Source organism: Clostridium sp. FP2 (genome assembly GCF_011065955.2).
In the GTDB taxonomy this organism is placed as follows: domain Bacteria; phylum Bacillota; class Clostridia; order Clostridiales; family Clostridiaceae; genus Clostridium_AD; species Clostridium_AD tagluense.
In genome coordinates this window covers 26414-46663 of record NZ_JAAMNI020000001.1, presented here as the reverse complement: position 1 = coordinate 46663, position 20250 = coordinate 26414, and the positions used below count along the sequence as shown (strand labels likewise).

17 protein-coding genes, 2 tRNA genes and 1 pseudogene are annotated in these 20250 nt (G+C 30.0%); 6 read left to right on the top strand and 14 right to left on the bottom strand.

From position 1 onward, the window contains the following. Positions 1–3: 3 nt before the first annotated feature. The 9 genes from pfkB to G9F71_RS00175 all read right to left on the bottom strand — a co-directional run bounded on the left by pfkB (position 4) and on the right by G9F71_RS00175 (position 7588). Positions 4–942, bottom strand: a complete 939-nt coding sequence (gene pfkB / locus G9F71_RS00215; protein ID WP_164951997.1) for a 1-phosphofructokinase — start codon at positions 940–942, stop codon at positions 4–6. Between the two features lie 14 nt (positions 943–956). After that, complete coding sequence (locus tag G9F71_RS00210) at positions 957–1718, bottom strand: DeoR/GlpR family DNA-binding transcription regulator (protein WP_164947178.1); 762 nt, start codon at positions 1716–1718, stop codon at positions 957–959. A 251-nt stretch (positions 1719–1969) separates the two neighbouring features. Further along, positions 1970–2185 carry a (2Fe-2S)-binding protein gene (locus G9F71_RS00205; RefSeq protein ID WP_164947177.1) on the bottom strand — a complete coding sequence of 72 codons (216 nt, stop codon included), beginning with the start codon at positions 2183–2185 and terminating at the stop codon, positions 1970–1972. Positions 2186–2205: 20 nt separating this feature from the next. Then, positions 2206–2646: a nucleoside deaminase gene (locus tag G9F71_RS00200; RefSeq protein ID WP_164951998.1), complete on the bottom strand. Its 441-nt coding sequence runs from the start codon at positions 2644–2646 to the stop codon at positions 2206–2208. A 92-nt stretch (positions 2647–2738) separates the two neighbouring features. Then, a complete protein-coding gene (locus G9F71_RS00195) occupies positions 2739–4664 on the bottom strand; it encodes an FtsX-like permease family protein (RefSeq protein ID WP_164951999.1) in 1926 nt (641 codons plus the stop codon). A gap of 21 nt (positions 4665–4685) precedes the next feature. Continuing rightward, on the bottom strand, positions 4686–5456 hold the full coding sequence (locus G9F71_RS00190; protein WP_164952000.1) for an ABC transporter ATP-binding protein: 771 nt from the start codon (positions 5454–5456) through the stop codon (positions 4686–4688). Positions 5457–5631: 175 nt separating this feature from the next. Continuing rightward, complete coding sequence (locus G9F71_RS00185; protein ID WP_224626115.1) at positions 5632–6663, bottom strand: sensor histidine kinase; 1032 nt, start codon at positions 6661–6663, stop codon at positions 5632–5634. Continuing rightward, positions 6660–7334 carry a response regulator transcription factor gene (locus G9F71_RS00180; RefSeq protein WP_164952002.1) on the bottom strand — a complete coding sequence of 225 codons (675 nt, stop codon included), beginning with the start codon at positions 7332–7334 and terminating at the stop codon, positions 6660–6662. The genes G9F71_RS00185 and G9F71_RS00180 overlap by 4 nt, the downstream gene beginning before the upstream one ends. 177 nt (positions 7335–7511) lie before the next feature. Beyond that, positions 7512–7588, bottom strand: a tRNA-Arg gene (locus G9F71_RS00175). A gap of 209 nt (positions 7589–7797) precedes the next feature. Here G9F71_RS00175 and G9F71_RS00170 point away from each other — a divergent pair. The 4 genes and pseudogenes from G9F71_RS00170 (at position 7798) to G9F71_RS00155 (ending at position 12224) form a co-directional block, all read left to right on the top strand. Continuing rightward, positions 7798–9185: pseudogene (locus G9F71_RS00170) on the top strand (pyruvate carboxylase subunit B). 115 nt (positions 9186–9300) lie between these two features. Continuing rightward, entirely contained in the window at positions 9301–9615 is a 315-nt protein-coding gene (locus G9F71_RS00165) for a phasin family protein (RefSeq protein ID WP_164952003.1), read from the top strand. A 101-nt stretch (positions 9616–9716) separates the two neighbouring features. Further along, complete coding sequence (locus G9F71_RS00160; RefSeq protein ID WP_164952004.1) at positions 9717–11318, top strand: ABC1 kinase family protein; 1602 nt, start codon at positions 9717–9719, stop codon at positions 11316–11318. Positions 11319–11339: 21 nt separating this feature from the next. Then, entirely contained in the window at positions 11340–12224 is an 885-nt protein-coding gene (locus G9F71_RS00155; RefSeq protein ID WP_164952005.1) for a phosphatidylserine decarboxylase, read from the top strand. Positions 12225–12243: 19 nt separating this feature from the next. Here the strand turns inward: G9F71_RS00155 and G9F71_RS00150 are convergent, their stop codons facing one another. Then, positions 12244–14511: a methyl-accepting chemotaxis protein gene (locus G9F71_RS00150; RefSeq protein WP_164952006.1), complete on the bottom strand. Its 2268-nt coding sequence runs from the start codon at positions 14509–14511 to the stop codon at positions 12244–12246. Between the two features lie 340 nt (positions 14512–14851). Here G9F71_RS00150 and G9F71_RS00145 point away from each other — a divergent pair, with 340 nt between their 5' ends. Continuing rightward, positions 14852–15019, top strand: coding sequence for a hypothetical protein (locus tag G9F71_RS00145; RefSeq protein WP_164952007.1), 168 nt, complete (start codon positions 14852–14854; stop codon positions 15017–15019). Positions 15020–15063: 44 nt separating this feature from the next. Here the strand turns inward: G9F71_RS00145 and G9F71_RS27100 are convergent, their stop codons facing one another. Both G9F71_RS27100 and G9F71_RS00140 read right to left on the bottom strand, forming a co-directional pair. Continuing rightward, positions 15064–15195 carry a hypothetical protein gene (locus G9F71_RS27100; RefSeq protein ID WP_263488058.1) on the bottom strand — a complete coding sequence of 44 codons (132 nt, stop codon included), beginning with the start codon at positions 15193–15195 and terminating at the stop codon, positions 15064–15066. 17 nt (positions 15196–15212) lie between these two features. Then, a complete protein-coding gene (locus G9F71_RS00140) occupies positions 15213–17675 on the bottom strand; it encodes a leucine-rich repeat domain-containing protein (protein ID WP_164952008.1) in 2463 nt (820 codons plus the stop codon). Between the two features lie 561 nt (positions 17676–18236). On the opposite strand from G9F71_RS00140, the gene G9F71_RS00135 reads away from it, so the two are divergent. After that, positions 18237–18755 carry an HTH domain-containing protein gene (locus G9F71_RS00135; protein WP_164952009.1) on the top strand — a complete coding sequence of 173 codons (519 nt, stop codon included), beginning with the start codon at positions 18237–18239 and terminating at the stop codon, positions 18753–18755. A 717-nt stretch (positions 18756–19472) separates the two neighbouring features. Here the strand turns inward: G9F71_RS00135 and G9F71_RS00130 are convergent. Together G9F71_RS00130 and G9F71_RS00125 are read right to left on the bottom strand one after the other, a co-directional pair. Next, positions 19473–19549: transfer RNA gene (locus G9F71_RS00130), tRNA-Arg, on the bottom strand. A gap of 33 nt (positions 19550–19582) precedes the next feature. Then, positions 19583–20128 carry a GNAT family N-acetyltransferase gene (locus tag G9F71_RS00125; protein ID WP_164952010.1) on the bottom strand — a complete coding sequence of 182 codons (546 nt, stop codon included), beginning with the start codon at positions 20126–20128 and terminating at the stop codon, positions 19583–19585. Positions 20129–20250: the final 122 nt, after the last annotated feature.

Genomic DNA, 20250 nt, shown 5'->3' with positions numbered 1-20250 from the left:
TTATCATCCTTTCGTTATATATTTTATATCTATTTCCTTTTTCAATTTCTCTATGTCAACAAATCTTCCTGTTTGCGTTCCTTTCGTCATTACATTAGCTGTGCTTGTTGCACAAGCTAGCTTTATAGCTTGCTCAAAACTGTAGTCTTCCTGAACTGCTACAGCCATTGCTGCAACCATAGAATCACCAGCACCTACTGTACTTTTAACCTCTACCTTTATACCTGTTACTTTTGCTACTTTATGGTCACTTATGAATATGGAGCCCTTAGAGCCTAGTGAAATCACTACATATTTTACTCCATACTCTAATATTTTTTTTGCAGTTTCAATAACTTCATCTTCGCTATTAATGCTTATATCAAAGGCTTTTTCAAGTTCGTCTATATTTGGTTTTACCATATATGGACCAGCTTTAATTCCTTGCATTAGCAGCTGTCCTTCTGCATCTAATATAACCTTACCACCCTTTGTTTTTATGCTTTTAATTATGTCAGCATATATGGATGTACTGACTCCACTTGGCACACTACCTGAAAGAACTACTATAGAATCATCTTTACAATGTTCCATAATTTCCTGTTTTATATTAGTGATATCTTTTTCTCCTAAACTAGGTCCATTTTCGTTTATATCTGTATGTGTATTATTAACCTTATCAAAAATTTTTAAATTAGTTCTAGTTTCTCCTTTTACAGTTAAAAAATTATTGTCAATATTTAAATCATCCAAATAATTTTTTATTTGATTTCCACTGCTTCCCCCTAAAAAACCTAAAGCTATACTTTTATGCTTTAACTCCTTAATAACTTTAGATACATTGATGCCTTTACCTCCAGCATCAACTCTTGTAGACACAATTCTATTGACAGTATCAATTTTAAATCCGTCTATCTCAATAGTTTTGTCTAAAGCTGGGTTCAGAGTAACTGTTATTATCATTTTATCACCCCAATTTATTTTGCTTTGATTACTTTTACATCTTTTTCTTCAAACTTTTCTATTAATTCGTCATCTAATTGATTGTCTGTAATAATTGTATCAATACTATCTAGGTCAACAATTTTAGCAAAGGAAACTTTGTTAAACTTAGTATGATCACATACTACTATAATTTTCCTGGCTATTTTTATCATTTCTCTTTTAGTGCTAGCTTCTATAACATTTGGTGTGGTAAGTCCATTAATAATGCATACACCATTAACGCCTATAAATGCTTTGTCTACCTTGAAATTTTTAAATGTATTATCTGCTACAGGTCCTACCAGTGCTCTAGTTTCCCATCGCAATGTACCACCAGTAACAATTACTTCCACATTCTGTTTTTTAGCAAGTTCAAAAGCTATATCCACAGAATTTGTTAAAATCGTTACATTTTTAGCTGCTATATGCCTGGCAATGTTAAGAGTAGTTGTACCTGCATCTAAAACTATTGTCTCCCCATCTACTATCATGGATGCTGCAAGCTTTCCTACAGATTCTTTCTCATCATAAAACTTATCTATCTTTTCTGAAAAAGTAGGTTCAAATTTAGTATTATCATTTAATACCGCTCCACCATGTACTCTTTTTATAAGTTCTGCCTCTTCTAATTCTTGAAGATCACGTCTAATGGTAACTTCTGACACTTCGTATATCTGGGATAACTCACATACTTTTACCTTCCCATCTTTATTTAAAATATCTAATATTTTCGATTTTCTTTCCTCGGCAAACATAATTTAAAAACTTCCTTTTATCATATTTGGAATAACATTAATGTTCGTTTGTATTTGTTTTAGTTTCATTTGCTTTCGCTTGTGTTCATTTTAGTATATTATGATATCGTTGTCAATACATAAAAAATATTTTTTTATGCTAATTCTACTTTTATTTTATAGTTTAAGCCATATTACAATAAATAATCTTCAAAAAACAAAAACGAAACCACTTGGCTTCGCTTTTAATATATATTTCTTAACCTATGTGACTAGTTCTCCAATTGACTTTTTAAGAGTTCCTCTATCTTAGGAGTACACCTATGGCCTTTGCATCCGCCTGACCCAGCTCCTGTAGCTTTTTGAACCTCTTCTAGCGTTGTTGCGCCATTTTGAATAGCCTTTTTTATTGTAGATCTTGGTATAGCCTTACATAAACATACCTTTGTAAGTTTATCCATTATTTCATTATTTATATTCCCATCCATTATATTTATCTCCTTTCACTTTATCTTTTATCTTTAAAAAAATCAGTCAATAAATTTCCACATTCCGCGTTATATAACCAATTTATTTCTGTCCAGTGATTTAATGCATCATTTTGAATAAGATTTATAACTGAACCACAAGCCCCTACGCTAGGATCAAAGATTCCTATGTATAATCTACTTATCCTAGACTGTAATATAGCTCCTGCACACATAGGACAAGGTTCTAGGGTTACGTACATATCACATCCTGTTAATCTCCAAGTGCCTAAGACGTCACAGGCTTTTTTTATAGCTAAAATCTCCGCATGAGCAGTTGCATCTTGAAGGGTTTCGCGGAGGTTGTGTGCTCTAGCAATTATTTTGTTATCTTTAACTATAACTGCACCTACAGGTACTTCATTTAAAAATAATGATCTTTTCGCTTCTTCTAATGATTCATGCATAAAATCTTTTATCATGTTAACCCCTTTATTGTTTAATGATTATTCTTTAGTAATTATTATACTTTTAAACTGTCAGACTTTCAATACATTTATTTTAGCATTTACATCTATGCTTTTGCATCTACTATTTTGCAATAAGAATTAACTGTTAGTATATAATATATTAAATAAATTAGAGTATATAGTCCTACAGTTATAAATACTGGATATACTAAGCTTGAACTAAGTACAATTTGCAGAATTGTTAATGCAATAATACTATGTGTTATTCCAATGATTAAGGGTAGCGCAAATATAAAGGCCATCTGCCTTGCTATAGAAATTCTTATCTCTGATTTTTTTACACCGATTTTCTTTAGTATGTCGTATCTTTCTTTATCCTCGCCAGCCTCTGACAGTTGTTTGAAAAATATTATACTTCCTGTGCAAATCAAAAATACAAAACCTATAAAGGAAGCTAAAAATATTATAATACCCATGTTAGTCATAGTATCTCTGTAAACTTCATAATATGTTGATAGGGCATTGCCACCTAAAGTTTTTTCTATTTCTGCTGTAAGTCCTTTGCTTTCTTTTTGATTTTCAATATTTATGAAAGTGATTTGTTCAACCTTATTTTTATCATATAATTTACTGTAAACCTCATCTGTTACAACTACAGTATCCTGCATATATGTATTTCCTATACAAAGTTGACTAGTTAATAGCTCCTCTTTAAAAGCTTTTATTTTTAAGTTTACTCCTTTTTCCTTTATTTTAAGTTCTATATTCTTGCCAACAGGGTTTTCCATTATCTTATCTGAATACATACTCATAAAAAAGAGTACTTCATCTGACTTTAAAGATACATTATAATCTAGTCCTCTTGCTCTTGATAATTCTTTCATGGTACTTTCTGATATAACAAAGGATTTTGAATTTGTTAATGGATGCAGCTTCATCTTCGATATCTCTGGCCATTTACTATCTATAATCATAAATTCACTATTAGTAAAACTTTTAATCTTATTACTAGGATACTTATTTATGATTTGTTTAACTTGTTCATCTACACTTTTGTTATTACCTCTATAGTAACAACTAAAAGGGGCTACTTTATTAATACTATTTATTTGATCATAATAAAGCGATGTTGCAGTTCCCATTGCAGTAATAGTGGTAGCACTAAGCACCGCAATAGTAGCTAAAGATCTTCCATTCGCTTTTATTCTATATAAAAGTTGAGAAGTACCTATCATGTTTAAGCCTCTAAAATATTTAACCTTATTTTTCTTAGAAAGCTTAACTATAAATACTATTAAGGAAGAGAAGAACATGTAAGTTCCAATTACTGTACTAACTAGTATAACTATCAATATAGCCAAGTTATCAAATTTATAAGTTAATGCCATGTAATAACCTGTTCCAATAAAAATTATTGAAAGTAGAGCTAATACTAGTGAAGCCTTTGGTTGATTCTGTGCCACCTTTTCTGATTTAAACAATTCTATAAGCTGAAATCTATAAATTAGTGTATAGGAATGCACCGATGCTATAATAAATATTACTAAAAATACTTCAATTGTGCTAATAATAGCCTTTAAGGATATAGCAAATTTAACATTTACATCAAAGCTCATAATATGAATTAAAATCATTACAAATAGCTTTGAAAATAAAGTTCCTATTAATATGCCGAAGGCAAGGGCCAGTGCTCCCATTACTAGATTCTCATAAAACAACATTCTTCCTATCTGCTTTTTCTTAACTCCCAGCATGGAGTATAAAGCTACTTCCTTTTTTCTCTTTTTAGTAAAGAAGGAGTTTGAATACCATATAAACATAGCTACAAAAACTGCTATGACAATGGAAGCTGCATTAAAAGCTGTACTTACTTTCATAGAATCCGCTGCTAAGTCCGCAACCTGTTTATTATATTCTATAGATGTAAAAGTATAATAAATCATTATACAAAATACCATGGATACAAAATATATTAAATAGTTATGAAAATTTCTTTTTATGTTTCTAAAAGTAATATTAAATAAAGTCATCTTTGTCACATCCTCTCTAAGTTAAATTGTTACTTCATCGAAGTTACCACCTAAGGCAGCCAACACATCTAGTATTTTTTTAAAAAATTCTTTTCGTGTTGTCGTACCTTTGACAAGCTCCGTAAATAAGGAACCATCTTTTATAAATATTATTCGTTTGCAATAGCTGGCAGCAAAGGCATCATGAGTTACCATCATAATAGTAGCTCTCTGAACCTGGTTTAAATCACTTAAAGCCTGCAAAAGCTCAGTGGAAGATTTAGAATCCAATGCCCCTGTAGGTTCATCCGCTAATATAAGTTTTGGTTTAGTAATAATAGCTCTAGCAGCAGCCGCTCTTTGCTTTTGTCCACCAGATACCTCATAAGGATATTTATTAAATATATCCCTTATACCTAAAGTAGTTCCTATAATACTAGCCCGTTCTTCAATATCTTTTATGTTTACTCTAGAAAGCGCTAAAGGAAGTACCACATTCTCTTTTAAAGTTAAAGTATCAAGCAAATTAAAATCTTGAAATATAAAACCTAATTTATCTCTTCTAAAAGAAGCTAACTTATCTTCATTCATTTTTGCTAAATCTTCCTTATCAATAGTTACTACTCCTGAAGTTGGCTTATCTATAGTTGATATAATGTTTAACAATGTAGTTTTTCCTGCACCTGAGGGACCCATTATTCCAATAAACTCTCCCTCTTTTATTTCAAGGTTTATATCATTTAAAGCAGTATAAACATTACCCCTTGAGCCATATACCTTTTTTAAATTTCTGGCAACTAATACATTTTCCATTTATATTTCCTCCTTAAATCATCACCTGCGGTGCTGAAATGTCGTTAAGACCTTTCGCTTATTACAATTAAATCTTATAACAAATCAAGTATTCAATCCATTGTATAATGTTACAAAGTGACCTTTAAACTTACATTGTTGTAAGTTTAAAAAAATAAGGCTACAAACCATATTTTCAGCTTGTAACCCTGTAATAATCTATAAGCTTTGGAAAATGAACTGTTACCCTAGTAAATTCAAAAGGTTTAGATTCAATAGTTATGTGATGGCCAAGCTTTGTGGAAAGACTTTTTGATAAATAGAGTCCCATGCCTGTGGCTTTAAAATCCTCTCGTCCGTTATATCCAGTAAATCCTTTATCAAAAACCCTTTGAATATCCTCAGCTTTTATTCCAATACCATTATCTTCAATAATAAGCTGCTTTCCACTCAAATTTAATATTCCACTGATTTTTATAAGTCCATTGCTACCTGTATATTTTAATGAATTTGATAAAATCTGATCTAGAATAAAGAAAAGCCACTTTTTATCTGAGTCTATAGTAAATTCTAAGTCATTTATTTCTATCTTTATTTTTTTACCTATAAACTCCTTTGCATGTTTTTTTACAACCCCCATAATTAGACTATGCATATTTATTTCATTTATTAAATAGTCCTTTGAGAAGCTGTCTAATCGTGAATAATATAATGCTTGTTCAACATAATTCTCTATGTGATCTATTTCATCTTCTAGGTTACTTAAGGTTTCCTCCTTAGACTTATATACACTATTTTCTATAACCAATCTGCATGCAGAAATAGGTGTTTTTATCTCATGAACCCAGGAATTTATAAAGTCTACATTTTCTTTTTTTGCTTCATATAATTCATTGATTTTTAAATTAAATTCTTCATTAACCTTCATAAGAAGTTCTCCATATAGCTTTTGTTCATAATTTAATGATTTAGGCAAAGAATTAATAATATTTTCTTCCTGGTTTTCTATAATATATTTAATAACATCATAATATCTTTTATTTTTTATATACTCAAATATTAAGTAAAGTATAAACATAATAAAACCTACTATATTAATATAGGCTATATTTTCAATACTTATTTTTACTACATTATTAAAATACACTACAGATGAAATAAATATCATCAACATAAAATAAAACAAAATTAAAAATATCCTGTCCCTTAAAAAATTTCTAAATTTCATAGTATTATATACCCTTGCCTTTTTTTTGTTTTAATTAGGTCTTCCAGTTCAATATTCTCTAATTTTTTACGCAATCTATTAATGTTTACTGTAAGGGTATTATCATCAACAAAACTTTCATCCTCCCAGAGGCTTCGCATAATTTTATCTCTGCTTATTAAATTGCCATTGTTTTTCATAAGTAAGTATAGAATGCTAAATTCATTTCTGCTAAGTTCTACCCTCTTATCTTTAAAAAATACGCTGTTATCCTTCATATTTAAAACAATATTTTTATACTGGAGCACATTAGTCTGCGCATCTGCATAGGAATATGTTCTTCTTATCAATGCGTTTATTTTGGCCATCAATATTTCTAAGGAAAAAGGCTTTTGAATAAAATCATCCCCACCCATATTAATCGCCATTATTACATCCATATTATTATTTCTTGAAGAAACAAATATAATAGGAACCTTTGATATTTCTCTGATTTTACCACACCAGTAATAGCCATCAAAAAATGGCAGGTTTATATCCATAAGAATTAAATGCGGAGAATATTTTGAAAACTCTACAAACACCTCATTAAAGTTCTCAACGGCTTTTCCATCAAAGCCCCATCTTACTATATTTTCAAGCAATATTTCTTTTATCCGAACATCATCTTCTACTATCATTATTTTAAACATGTGAAAACCTCACTTTAAATTTGGACTTTGGTTATTTCTATTGTACTATAAAATGTAAATATTGTATAAAAGGGTTATAAAATAGTTTAACTTATGTTCTTTCAAAAGTTTTATGTGATTTTTAATTTCCAAGGAAATAAAAAAAAGCTAGCAAAGTATTACTTTGCTAGCTTTTTCTGGTGCACACGAGAGGAGTCGAACCTCCGGCCTTCCCCTTAGGAGGGGGACGCTCTATCCTACTGAGCTACGGGTGCATATTTATTCGTACTATATTATAGTATTACACTTTTATAAATATGTCAACCTATGGATGTTTAAAACTTAAATTTTTAATATTATTAATCTGAAATGTAAATTGCAAGACAAATCCATGTTTTCTGAAAAATAAATGATTTATTGCATGATTTTTGTAAGTTTATATGCTAAACTATCAATAAATGATATTAAATTATGAGGTGATCAAATGAAAAAAATCCATATAACAGAGACAATCCTTAGGGATGCCAACCAATCCTTGATTGCTACAAGACTAAAATTCGAAGATTTTGCAACTATCCTTCCAGCTTTAGATAATGCAGGTTATCATTCATTAGAATGCTTCGGAGGGGCACCTTTGATTCTTGTTTAAGATATTTGAATGAAGATCCCTGGGAAAGGCTCCAAAAAATAAAAAGTATAGCTAAGAAAACTCCACTACAAATGCTTCTTCGTGGTCAAAATATATTAGGTTATAAACATTATCCTGATGATGTAGTAAGAAGATTTATTAAAATATCTGTATATAATGGTATAGATATAGTAAGGATATTTGATGCTCTAAATGATTTATCAAATATAAAAGTTGCTATGGACGAAACTAAAAAACAAGGAGCACATGCACAAGGTGCTATAGTTTATACTGTAAGCCCAATTCATGATGTTAGCAATTATACAAAACTTGCAAAGCAGCTAGAAGAAATGGGTGCTGATTCTATATGTATTAAAGATATGGCGGGCCTTATTATGCCAAGCATTGCCTATGATGTAGTTAAGGGAATGGTGGAGACTGTAAAGATACCTATATATCTTCATTCTCATTGTACAAATGGCCTAGCTGAAATGTCTTATTATAAGGCAATAGAGGCAGGTGCTACTGGTATTGATTGTGCTATTTCAAGTTTCTCTAGTGGAACTTCTCAGCCACCTACAGAAAGTATGCATCAAGCACTAATTACTGCGGGTTATGATACAGGTCTAGATAATGCAAAGCTTAAATACATAAATGATTTTTTTAAACCAATAAAAAAAGAAGTTTTAGCCTCTGGATTATTAGACCCACTAGTCTTAACTCCTCAGCCAGAAGGTTTAACTAATCAAGTTCCTGGTGGAATGCTTTCTAATATGATTTCACAACTTAAGGCACAAAACTCTATTGATAAACTAGATGATGTCCTAACCGAAGTACCTAGGGTACGAGAAGATTTAGGATTCCCACCACTAGTAACTCCTATGAGTCAAATGGTTGGCACCCAAGCTACAATGAATGTTTTAACTGGAGAAAGATATAAAATGATATTAAAAGAAGTTAAAGCCTATTGCAAGGGTGAATATGGACTAGCTCCTGGACCAATTAATGCGATTCTTTTAAAAAAAGCACTAGGTAGTGAAGAACCTATAGTTGGAAGATACGCAGATACCTTAGCACCAGCTTTTGAAAATGCAAAGGAGTATCTAAAGGATTTAACTACTAGCGAGGAGGACATTTTATCCTACTTAGCTTTTCCTCAAATAGCAGAAGAATTTATTAAAAACAAAAAACAAAAGCCCTCTGTGGATCAAGTAAGAATTGAAACTAAAAGTGAGCCTATATAACAGTGAACTAACGCCCTTAATATTAAAAATTGAGGGTGTTAATTTATTGTTAGTATTTTAATATATGAAATAGTATATAATGTACATTATATACTATTAATTGGAGGTGTTTTGATTGAATAACGATATCAAGAATTTTTTCCTAGCCGGCCTTGGATCTGCAGCTTACACTTATGAAAAAGCTACAAGTCTAATAGATGATTTTGTAAAAAAGGGTAAGATAACCTTGGAAGAGGGCAAAGATTTATCTGAAGAACTAAAAAGAACTGTAAAAGAAAAAAAAGATGGAAGTCCCACTTTCAAAAAAGAGCACACCCCGCTTACAAAAGAAGATATGGTTTTACTCCTAAAAGAAATGAACTTTGCAACTAAAGAAGATATTGATAAACTAGATAAAAGGTTAGCACATTTAGAGATAACCCTACCATAAATAAATATTGTAATTAAAATGAAAGTCCTACTATTAACTCTAGGGCTTTTCACTTTAACAACATTTCAGCACTACAGGTGATGATTTAAGTGAGGTATAAAATGCGACGAAAATCTGTTAATAGATTTAGAGAAATTGTTAAAGTTCTTGGTTCCTATGGCTTTGGCTATATTGTAGACTATAATTTTAATAAAAAAAATAAACTCCCTGAAAATTTAAGGAAAGCCTTTGAAGAGCTTGGCCCTACTTTTATAAAAATTGGCCAAATACTTAGTACAAGGCCAGATTTGTTATCCCCAGAATATATAGCAGAACTTTCAAAGCTTCAAGATAATGTTGCTCCAGAAAATATTGAAACCATAAACAAAGTATTTTTTGATGAATTTAAAATATCAACAACTGAGTGTTTTGAAAGGTTTAATGAAAAACCACTAGCCTCAGCATCTATCTCTCAAGTACATAAAGCTATATTAAAAGACGGTAGAGAAGTTGTAGTAAAGGTGCAAAGACCAGATATTGCAGAAAAGATGAAACTGGATATCTCTATACTTGTTCGCATAGTAAAGCTTACAAAGGCAAGATTTTCTGATGCACTTATTGATCCAGAAGAAGCCTTACATGAAATACTTTTAATTACGGAGCTTGAACTTGATTTTAATAATGAAGCAAAAAACATAAATACTTTTAAAGCTTTCAATAAGGATGTTGCATTTTTATATGTACCTTACGTAGTTTGCGAATTATGTAGTACCAGGGTTCTAACTATGGAACGAGTTTATGGCTTTAAAGTAGATGATATGAATAAACTCAAAAGCGGTCACTATGATCTTGATGATTTAGGTAAAAAATTAGCTTTGTCTTATTTGAAACAAGTGCTAGAAGATGGTTTTTTTCACGGAGATCCACATCCTGGAAATATTTTTGTATGTGAAGGCAAAATTTGCTTTATCGATTTTGGAATTATGGGAAGTCTCTCAAATTCTATAAAATCTACGCTAAACGATATGATATCTGCAGTTGCTTTTAATGATATAAACAAAATGATTTCTGCTCTTTTATCTATAGGGATAAAAAAAGGATATGTAGATAGAAATAAACTCTATGAAGATTTAGATTATCTTCTTATTAATTACCTTTCAGTATCGCTAAGCAATATCCAAGTTTCAGTTATGCTCTCTGAAATTTTTGATATAGCAAAACAAAACAATATCCGTTTGCCCCGTGATTTAACACTCCTAATACGCGGTCTTGTAATTTTAGAAGGTGTAATTGCAAGTATTGCTCCAGATATAAAAATAATAGATATAGCTATACCTTATGTTAAAGCTAATAGTAAATTTTCACTATTAGCCGATTTAGACCTTAACACTTTGCTTATCCGTTCATATGCATTTATAAAAGACTCCTTTAGACTTCCATCAAAAATCATAGAACTATCTGATAGTCTAATAAGTGGAAGAGCTAAGTTACAACTAGAGCATAAGAATCTAAACACTCCTATAAATGAGTTAAATAAAGGTATAAACAGATTAGTTTTTGGACTTATTATTTCTTCTATGATTATAGGTTCTTCTACAATTTTAAATTCCAATATAGGCCCTAAAATATATAATATATCCCTTATTGGTATAACTGGTTTTGTAACTGCAGCATTTATGGCCTTTTGCCTATTAATCTCTATAATAAAATCCGGAAAACTATAAACTATAAGAACGAGGTATTTTATGATTAAATATTACAATAGAAAAGAAAATAAATATGAAATCGAAAAGGTAGCTGGTGAAAAATATTTGAATTGGTCTTACTGCTCTCCTGTAGGAATTGGACTAGTTGAGTTATTACTCAAGAAAAAGCTATTTTCAAAATTATATGGTTATTACTGTGACACAAAAATAAGTTGTAAAAAAATTGAGAGTTTTATTGAAGATTTCAATATTGATATGTCATTGTACCAAAAGACGCCTGATCAATATTCCTCTTTTAATGAATTCTTTATAAGAGAATTAAATCCAGATGGTCGGATAATCCTTAAGGATGATAATGCTTTAATTTCGCCTTGTGACGGCAAAATTTCTGCTTATGAGAATATTGACCTAGATGGTTTAGTCCAAATAAAAGGATTTACTTATTCTCTTAAAGAACTAGTGGAAGATAACGAAATATACAATTTATATTATGGTGGTACTTGCTTAATTTTTAGATTGTGCCCCACTGATTATCATAGGTTTCATTTTATTGACAGTGGCGTATGTGGCGAGACAACTAAAATTAAGGGCCATTATTATTCTGTAAATCCTATAGCCTTAAAAAGTGTAAAAAAACTATTTTGTCAGAATAAAAGAGAATGGAGTATATTTCACTCAGATAATTTTTCAGATGTTATTTATATGGAGGTTGGCGCTACTTGCGTGGGCTCAATTATTCAAGGTTATACTCCAAATGTGCGAATTACAAAGGGAGAGGAAAAAGGTTATTTCAAATTTGGTGGTTCCACCGTTATCCTATTCTTTAAAAAAGGTGTTGTAAAAATAAATGAAGAAATACTCACCCAAACAAAATTAGGTTTTGAAACTTCTGTAACATTAGGCGAAAAAATAGGACTGAAATAATCTTTCAGTCCTATTTTTATTATATTTTAAATTTTGAGGTTATATCCTTTAATTTTTCCGCACTAATTTTGTTTCCACTAGTAGTGCTTTTTATTTCTTCCATTTTACTTACTATGTCAATGCTCTTGCTGGATATACTAGATATACCCTCTGCACCTTCATTAACAGTACCTGCTACTTGATCTATTGCAGTAGTAACTCCGTTTATGGATATATTCAAATGTTGTGCCGTTTCATTAAATTCTTTCATGAATTTATTAAAATTCTCTGCATCATCCATATATTCTTTTCCCGTACCCATAATAATCTCATAATTTAGAGATACCTCTTCATCCATAAAATTCAACATTTTAGTAGAACTATTAGATAAATTTTTTACAGAATCATTTACAGCTTTAACTACATTTTGGATGTTAGCTGCTGTAGCTCCAGATTGTTCTGCTAACTTTCTAACCTCATCTGCTACTACTGCAAAACCTCTCCCTGCTTCTCCTGCCCTGGCTGCTTCAATGGCAGCATTTAATGCTAATAAATTAGTTTGACTAGTTATATGCAATATAGAGGTTGCTAGTCCATGTATTTCCTCAACTGCTCTTGAACCAGCTATTGCAACTTCTAATTGCTTCTTTACATCATTATAAATCTTATCTGTATCTTTTTTAGATTCCTTAGTAGAAATAGTAATTCCCATTGCTTTTTGAACAATAACTTCTGCTATATTAGATCCTTCTGAAGCTTTCTGGGCTATTGTATTAACCATGCTTTCCATCTCTCCTGAAGTAGCAGTAATTTCCTGCGCTGTAGCTGCTGTTTGTTCCATTCCAGCTGACAAGCTTTCAGTTTCAATAGAGCTTTCTTCTGCTTTCACTTTTAATATATCCGTAAGATCTTCAACGGTAAGCGCATTATTAGTTATATTTTCTGAAGCCTCAATTAAATCAAGTACGACATCTTTTAATGTCTTTCTCATATTAACTATAGCTCTAGATATAGTCCCAATTTCATCATTAGTTTTAATTAAATCCTCTATACCCTTGTCCTCACTTAAATCCAATTTAGAAGTTTTATCTACTAGTAGTGTTACCTTTGTTAATGGATTTACTATAATATTCGATACAACCAATCCAATTAATATGGAAAATATACCTATAATCGCTGCTATTATTAAAATTCCCTCTGTCATTTTATTCACCGGTTGTCTAATCTCATTCATATCTCCAGTAACAACCAATGTCCAATTTGTAATTGGAACAATTCCATAAGAGGAGAACTTTTTAACTCCCTCAAAAGTATACTGATCCGTTCCAGCTACAACCTTTTGTCCCTTTACAACTTTATCCACTATAGCCTTTATAACTACATTTTCAACATCTTTTCCTATCTTTTCTTTAGTTTTGTGGTATAACATTTTGCCTTTTTCATCAACTAAAAAAGCATAGCTTGATTTACTATTAGATACACCTATATTTTTCATATACTTTGAAAAACTCTCCGCATATACAGATACTGCTACGTAACCTAATGGTTGCCCATATTTATCCTCAGTTATCACGGGGCTTGTAAAAACCATAACCGCATTTCCTGATATTTCAGATTTCATAGTCTCACTTACAGCTAGTCCACCACTTGCGCTAATGGAATGATAACTTTGGTCTGCTACATTTTTTCCTATAGCCGCCTTATTACTATCTGATATTATATTCCCATTTACATCAACTAAAAAAACTCTTTCAACATTTGTATTATTAGAAATATATGCAGAAAACTTGTCATTATTTTCATTAACCACATTTTTATATTGTCCCAATGAAATTGCATCAGGTTTACCCTTTAATTTCATAATCTCCATTATTTGCTTAGTATTGCATATGGCCTGTACTTGAGCTTGCTGCTTTTCTATCATAACGGAAATAGTTTCTATTGCTCCTTTATTAACAGACATCATTTCTGCTTTACTTTGATCAAATATTATACTTGATGACCTTATATAAGTAAAAACAGAGGTCGCCACCATGGATATAATTATTAATGTACCAATAAGAAGTGGTATTTTCTTTTTAATGGAAATACCTTTTTTATTATTGTTTTTTATAGATGTTTTGGATGTTCCACTTTTAAATGATTTTACTGCTTTGTTTTCATTTTTATCATTGTTTGGTAATTCCAAAGAATCTTTCTTAATATTCATACTTTTAATTGTCTTTAATAGTTTAGAAGTTTTATTTTTCTTTTGCACAATGTCTTTACTTTCATGTTTTTTTGTAAAATTCCAATTTTTAAAACTCATAAAGTCCCCCCTAATTCATCTTTAATAAAAACTCTTACAATATTGTATAAATATTTCGAATAATCGAAAAAATATTTCTTCATATATATTAACATAAAATCTGTAATTTGTAATTACATAATATTATATATTTTCCTATTATGAGTATAATATATATTATTTTTTCTATATTAGTGTATTTACTTTTTATTTGAATTATAAACTTCTATTTTATATATACCTGACTTCTTCTTATATTTTTAAATGAAGTATTAAGTCATACTTTCTAAGAAAATGGTTAAACTATATAATGCACCTGATATATGTAATGTGATTTTTGTTTTGAAGGGAGCACATAAATATGAATAAAAATAAGTTAGGAAAATCAAAAAATTCAATTAATCAATTAGATGCTAATAAAAGTAATAGTGGCGTTTCAAATACGGAGATGGCTATTATGTATAAGCTGTCCAATATGACTAGTGATATTCGTGATCTTACTTTAGAAGAAAATGAAATTAAAAAATAAGAAACCCAGTAACCATTGTAGTTACTGGGTTTCTTATTTACATTTTAATTTAGCTTTCTTATAGGCATGTATCCGTTTATTGCATACATTTCTCCTGTTTTCTTATCTACACCAATTAAATAATCAGTAGCTGATTGGTCAATCTTATATTCTGTATACCCATAAAATTGGTTCATCGGATACTAAATATGGTTTAGTTTTTAATTGTTATACCTAAACTTTCAGTAGTCGCAATATGACTCGAATCTGTGTATTGAGGTCTATACCATTGCGTATACCAAGTATCTTTAATAGATAACAGTGATGTTAGTTGATTATAATTACAATTTAGATTAATTAATGCTGTATTCTTACTTATATCTAAGGTTTTTAGCGAATTATTGTCACAATATAACAAAGTTATTGCTGTATTTTTACTTACATCTAAGGTTGTTAGTTTATTATTAGGACACTCTAAAAACCCTATTGCTGTATTCTTACTTAAATCTATGGTTGATAGTGAATTATTTTTGCAACGTAACTCAGTTAATGCTGTGTTTGTATTTAAGGTCGTTAGTTTATTATTAGAACAATCTAACCAAAATAATCCTGTATACTTGCTTACATCTAAGGTTTCTAGTTGATTATTATTACAATGTAATATCCCTAATCCTGGGTTTATAACTAAGGTTGTTAGTTTATTATAGCTACATTCTAAGTATTTAGTTAATGCTGAATTTTTACTTATATCTAGAGTTGTTAATTCATTATGTCTGCAGTCTAACAAAGTTAATGCTATATTCTTACTTACATCTAAGGATGTTAACTTATTACTAACACAATATAACTCAGTTAATGCAGTATCCTTACTTACATCTAAGGTAGCTAGTTGATTATTCTCACAACGTAACTCAGTTAATGCTGTGTTTGTATCTATAGTTGTTAGTTTATTATCATTACAATTTAACAGCGTTAGTGCAGTATCCTTACTTACATCTAAGGTTGTTAATTGATTACTACCACAATTTAACTCAGTTAATGCTATATTATTATTTACATTTAAGGTTCTTAGTTTATTAGCACCACATTCTACCAAAGTTAATGCTATGTTCTTACTTAAATCCAAGGTCGTTAATTCATTATTAACACAATTTAACTTAGTTAACGCTGTATTCTTACTTAAATCTAAGGTTGTCAGTTGACTATTGAAACAGGTTAACTCGATTAATGCTGTATTTTTACTTACATCTAAGGTTTTTAGTGGATTAGCACAATCTAACAAAGTTAATTTTGTATTGTTACTTAGATCTAACGTTGTTAGTTTATTATTATAACAACTCAACTCGGTTAATGCTGTATTCTTACTTAGATCTAACATTGTAAGTTTATTACTAGAACAACTTAACCCAGTTAATGCTGTAAAATACTGAATTCCATCTAAACTACTTATATTATAACTATATGGTCCGCTTAATTCTATTCTAGGCTGGCCACTATTCACGTCTAAGACTTTTATATTTTTCACATCAGAATAAAGTATTGGACTCGGACTAGTCTTTCCTATCAGAGAATATACATAACTCTTAAAATATTTATCAGTAAATTTACTGGTTATATCTGTGCCATCACTAATAGCACTTATTGTTCCGGTTTTTCCTAAAGCTACTGATATTTCTTTAACTGCCGTTGCACTAGCATCAAGTAATTTAACATTTACCATATTGCCTGCAACTTTTGCAGGGAAAACTGTTGTAGCTGTCCCTAAGTCAACAATATCTGATATAGGAGTTGCGCCCTCAAATATTTGGTATTTTTTAGCCGTAGGGTAGTTTTTAACGCCATCAGCTGTTAAAGTTACACTTCCTATGGCTCCAACCCCAGTATCAGTTGGTTTAATAGTAGATTTAATTATTTCTACTGATGAATCATTAACAGTTACCGTAATTGTTTTAAAAGCTTCATAGGCTCCCGTTGTTTTGCCAGCTATATAATTTTTCCAAGTTGGTGAATTGACTGTGTTTGCGTGTACAATAACCATATAAGTTCCCGCTTCTTTAAATATGTATGATGGAGTTTCTGTATATTTACTGGATGCACTTGTCCATACTCCAGTTCTTGGATTATATATATGTAATTTATAAAGATATGGCCCTTTAATTCCACCTATATTTTCGATTCCATTGAATTTAAATGCTAAACCATTAGTCTCAACTTTAGGTGCACCATTTGCATATACTCTGATTGCATTATCTTTAGTTACACAATTTAATTCTTCGGCATAGTAAGTATCATAACTTTTTTTATTGCTGCCTGTTGTTCCTTCTCTTTTTACCCAAATTGATAACTTGTATTTTCCTGATTTAAATGCTGGTGTTTCTGGTAATACATACGGAGTTTTAGCATCTACTGCAACGCTATATCCGCTGGTTAATTCATTCCATGTTTTGCCGTCGAAAAGGAATGCTCTGTATTGTACTTTACCTACAAACTTTGATGAAGTTACTGTAAAAGTTTCAGTATCTCCTACTACTAGTGGTGAATGGTCTACTCCAACATAATTTATTATTGGAGTAACTGGATTAACCACTTCAGCTTTTGCTGCGACATTGCCTAAAACTCCAGCCATTACAAAAATTGCTGCTATAAATATCATTAGTGTGTTTTTGATTTGTCTCATGTTTTTTTTGCCCCCTAATTTTTTGCGTTCCATTTAACGTTTTTATTAACTATCCCTAATATAATCAGATATTAATTAAGATTATAAGCTGCTTTGAAAGTTATTATGAATTGATAGTTTTTTATACCTCATAGTTAAATACGTTATTTTTACAATATAGTTTCACTTTTCCATTTTATTAGTATAATATATACCTAAAATTACATATTATAAATTCATTTTATATAAAATGGAAAGCAGAGAACATGGATGTTACACTAACTTAACACATTATCAAAACTTTGTTACCTCCATTATTATGGCTTATTCATACTTCACAAAACTATAGTTTTCTGCAACACTTATTTCGCAATTTTTACTACGCAGTGTGAAAATTGGACGACGTAACTATTGAAATTGAAAGTACGAGCAATTGTCTTTGAAAATTGAATAATACGTATTGAAAAATAATAATAATTGATATGTTTTACAAAAATAGTAATTATCCATATAAAAATATGCTATAATTACCATTAGTTAAGACGACACCGTAAAATATTATGAAAGTTAAGGTGAAAATATATGGAGATTGAGATTATAAGACAAAGTGTAAGTAAAAATGTAAATCAGAATGATTGTATTCTTAGGGAAGATATACAAAACCTAATTAAAAATTATAAAATTGAACTGAAATCTTTGAGTAGAATAACTGGAATAGATTATGCATTGTTAAAAGATTTTATGGATGGAAAAAATATTTTCCTTGATTTTTTTACTAACTTAAAGAATTTTACTGAGAATAATAGAGAGAACGTAAATAATCCAAATATGCCCAACCCTATATCTTTATCAAGTATGGTTTCTGTGCTATCTCATGGGGGAATAAATGAAGATGAACGAGTTAAGGCCGTAATAAATGTATTAATAGCTGAGTTTGAAATTAACTATGAAACTTTAGCCATATATACAGGACTTGTGGTAGAAGATGTGCTGAGTTTTATGAATGATACGAATTCCATTTCCATTGAGAAAAAATATAAGTTAGCAGTAGCAAGTCTATTTTTACATTATTCATTTAAACAACCAGAGAAATTTAAATAGAAAGCTACTAAGAATGAAAAATCCAATAATAAGAAAAATATATGGTAAAGTAAGCCTTAAATTTATATTAGCAACACTAGTATTACTTCGTAACTTTCTTATAGGGTACACTTTACATAACTGAATTTTACGGCATTTTTACATCCCTATCTAAGTGTCATTGAGGTAATCCCTACAACGGCATATAATATATTTGTATAAAAAGGAGTAGCGCAATATTATTACGCTACTCCTTTTTATACTTGCTAAACTTAACTTTATCTAAAAATAAAATTATCATTTTGCTACTAATTCCAACTTAAATTTTTTGCTTAAATAATAAGATATACCTATTCCTATCATATTAAGAATAATATCATTTATATCAAAAAATCCCCTCTTAGTTACTAATTGAATTAATAGGATTTAAATTTATTGAAACTTCCATGACTTGTCTACCAAATAATAATATAATCATTATTGAAATATATAAAACTACTAGTACCCTAAATGTATTTTTATCTATCTTTTTGTTTCTAAATATCTCTATTACCCTAGACACTTACACCCATGTATTGGATAGTATGAAGAAAAAAGCTACACAAAAATTAAATGATTTATATCTATCAATGGGGGTAAAACACCCCTCATTTTTTATGTATAAAAACTTAAACGTGGCAAATCTCAATTTTAGGTCAAAATAAAAGCCCTACAAACTTAGTGTTTGTAAGGCTTGAGTGGTGCGTCGGACAGGAGTCGAACCTGCGACCAACTGGTTCGTAGCCAGCTACTCTATCCAACTGAGCTACCAACGCATAAACTTCATTACAATACTAACATATTATACGCTAGGAGTAAAGGTTTATTTGCAAAATTCCTTTTATAAATTCATCTCTAAGGATTCCCATAGTAATTACATCCCTATAATCCCCATAAGAAAAACAAGCTTTTCTCTTCTTTCCTTCTTCTAAAAATCCACATTTTTTATAACACTGAATTGCTCTTAAATTAAAATCTAGTACTTCGAGTTCTACTCTATGGGCAGCCATATCCATGAATAAATATTTAAGCAATGCCTTTATAGCGTCTTGTCCATATCCTCTATTCCAGAAGTTTCGACCTATAGCTATACCTAACACGTATACATTCTTGCATACACTACTTTCTTTATAAGTTATATATCCTACAACTACACCTTTTTCATTAACAATGCTTACATATTTTTTATCAATATTAACAAATTTATTAAAATTATTTAATACGTCCTCTTTAGATGGAGGTAATATAAAATTACCATCAAGCTTTCTAACCTCTTCATCACACCAAATATCATAAAATATATTCAAATCCCGTCTCTCAACACTTCTCAATAATACTTTATTACCTTTTAGCATATTTTCTCCTTATTAATAATTTTAAATTTATTTATTATTTCAATATTATTATTTAACTATTATAATTATACCTTTTTTTTAGCCCTATTTCAATAAATTGTTAATTTATTTTGTAATTTATT

Excerpts from the sequence above, each read along its gene's own strand:
- pfkB (WP_164951997.1), bottom strand. The coding sequence starts at position 942 with ATGATAATAACAGTTACTCTGAACCCAGCTTTAGACAAAACTATTGAG.
- G9F71_RS00210 (WP_164947178.1), bottom strand. The coding sequence starts at position 1,718 with ATGTTTGCCGAGGAAAGAAAATCGAAAATATTAGATATTTTAAATAAA.
- G9F71_RS00205 (WP_164947177.1), bottom strand. The coding sequence starts at position 2,185 with ATGGATGGGAATATAAATAATGAAATAATGGATAAACTTACAAAGGTA.
- G9F71_RS00200 (WP_164951998.1), bottom strand. The coding sequence starts at position 2,646 with ATGATAAAAGATTTTATGCATGAATCATTAGAAGAAGCGAAAAGATCA.
- G9F71_RS00195 (WP_164951999.1), bottom strand. The coding sequence starts at position 4,664 with ATGACTTTATTTAATATTACTTTTAGAAACATAAAAAGAAATTTTCAT.
- G9F71_RS00190 (WP_164952000.1), bottom strand. The coding sequence starts at position 5,456 with ATGGAAAATGTATTAGTTGCCAGAAATTTAAAAAAGGTATATGGCTCA.
- G9F71_RS00185 (WP_224626115.1), bottom strand. The coding sequence starts at position 6,663 with ATGAAATTTAGAAATTTTTTAAGGGACAGGATATTTTTAATTTTGTTT.
- G9F71_RS00180 (WP_164952002.1), bottom strand. The coding sequence starts at position 7,334 with ATGTTTAAAATAATGATAGTAGAAGATGATGTTCGGATAAAAGAAATA.
- G9F71_RS00160 (WP_164952004.1), top strand. The coding sequence starts at position 9,717 with ATGCGACGAAAATCTGTTAATAGATTTAGAGAAATTGTTAAAGTTCTT.
- G9F71_RS00155 (WP_164952005.1), top strand. The coding sequence starts at position 11,340 with ATGATTAAATATTACAATAGAAAAGAAAATAAATATGAAATCGAAAAG.
- G9F71_RS00150 (WP_164952006.1), bottom strand. The coding sequence starts at position 14,511 with ATGAGTTTTAAAAATTGGAATTTTACAAAAAAACATGAAAGTAAAGAC.
- G9F71_RS00145 (WP_164952007.1), top strand. The coding sequence starts at position 14,852 with ATGAATAAAAATAAGTTAGGAAAATCAAAAAATTCAATTAATCAATTA.
- G9F71_RS27100 (WP_263488058.1), bottom strand. The coding sequence starts at position 15,195 with ATGAACCAATTTTATGGGTATACAGAATATAAGATTGACCAATCAGCT.
- G9F71_RS00140 (WP_164952008.1), bottom strand. The coding sequence starts at position 17,675 with ATGAGACAAATCAAAAACACACTAATGATATTTATAGCAGCAATTTTT.
- G9F71_RS00135 (WP_164952009.1), top strand. The coding sequence starts at position 18,237 with ATGGAGATTGAGATTATAAGACAAAGTGTAAGTAAAAATGTAAATCAG.
- G9F71_RS00125 (WP_164952010.1), bottom strand. The coding sequence starts at position 20,128 with ATGCTAAAAGGTAATAAAGTATTATTGAGAAGTGTTGAGAGACGGGAT.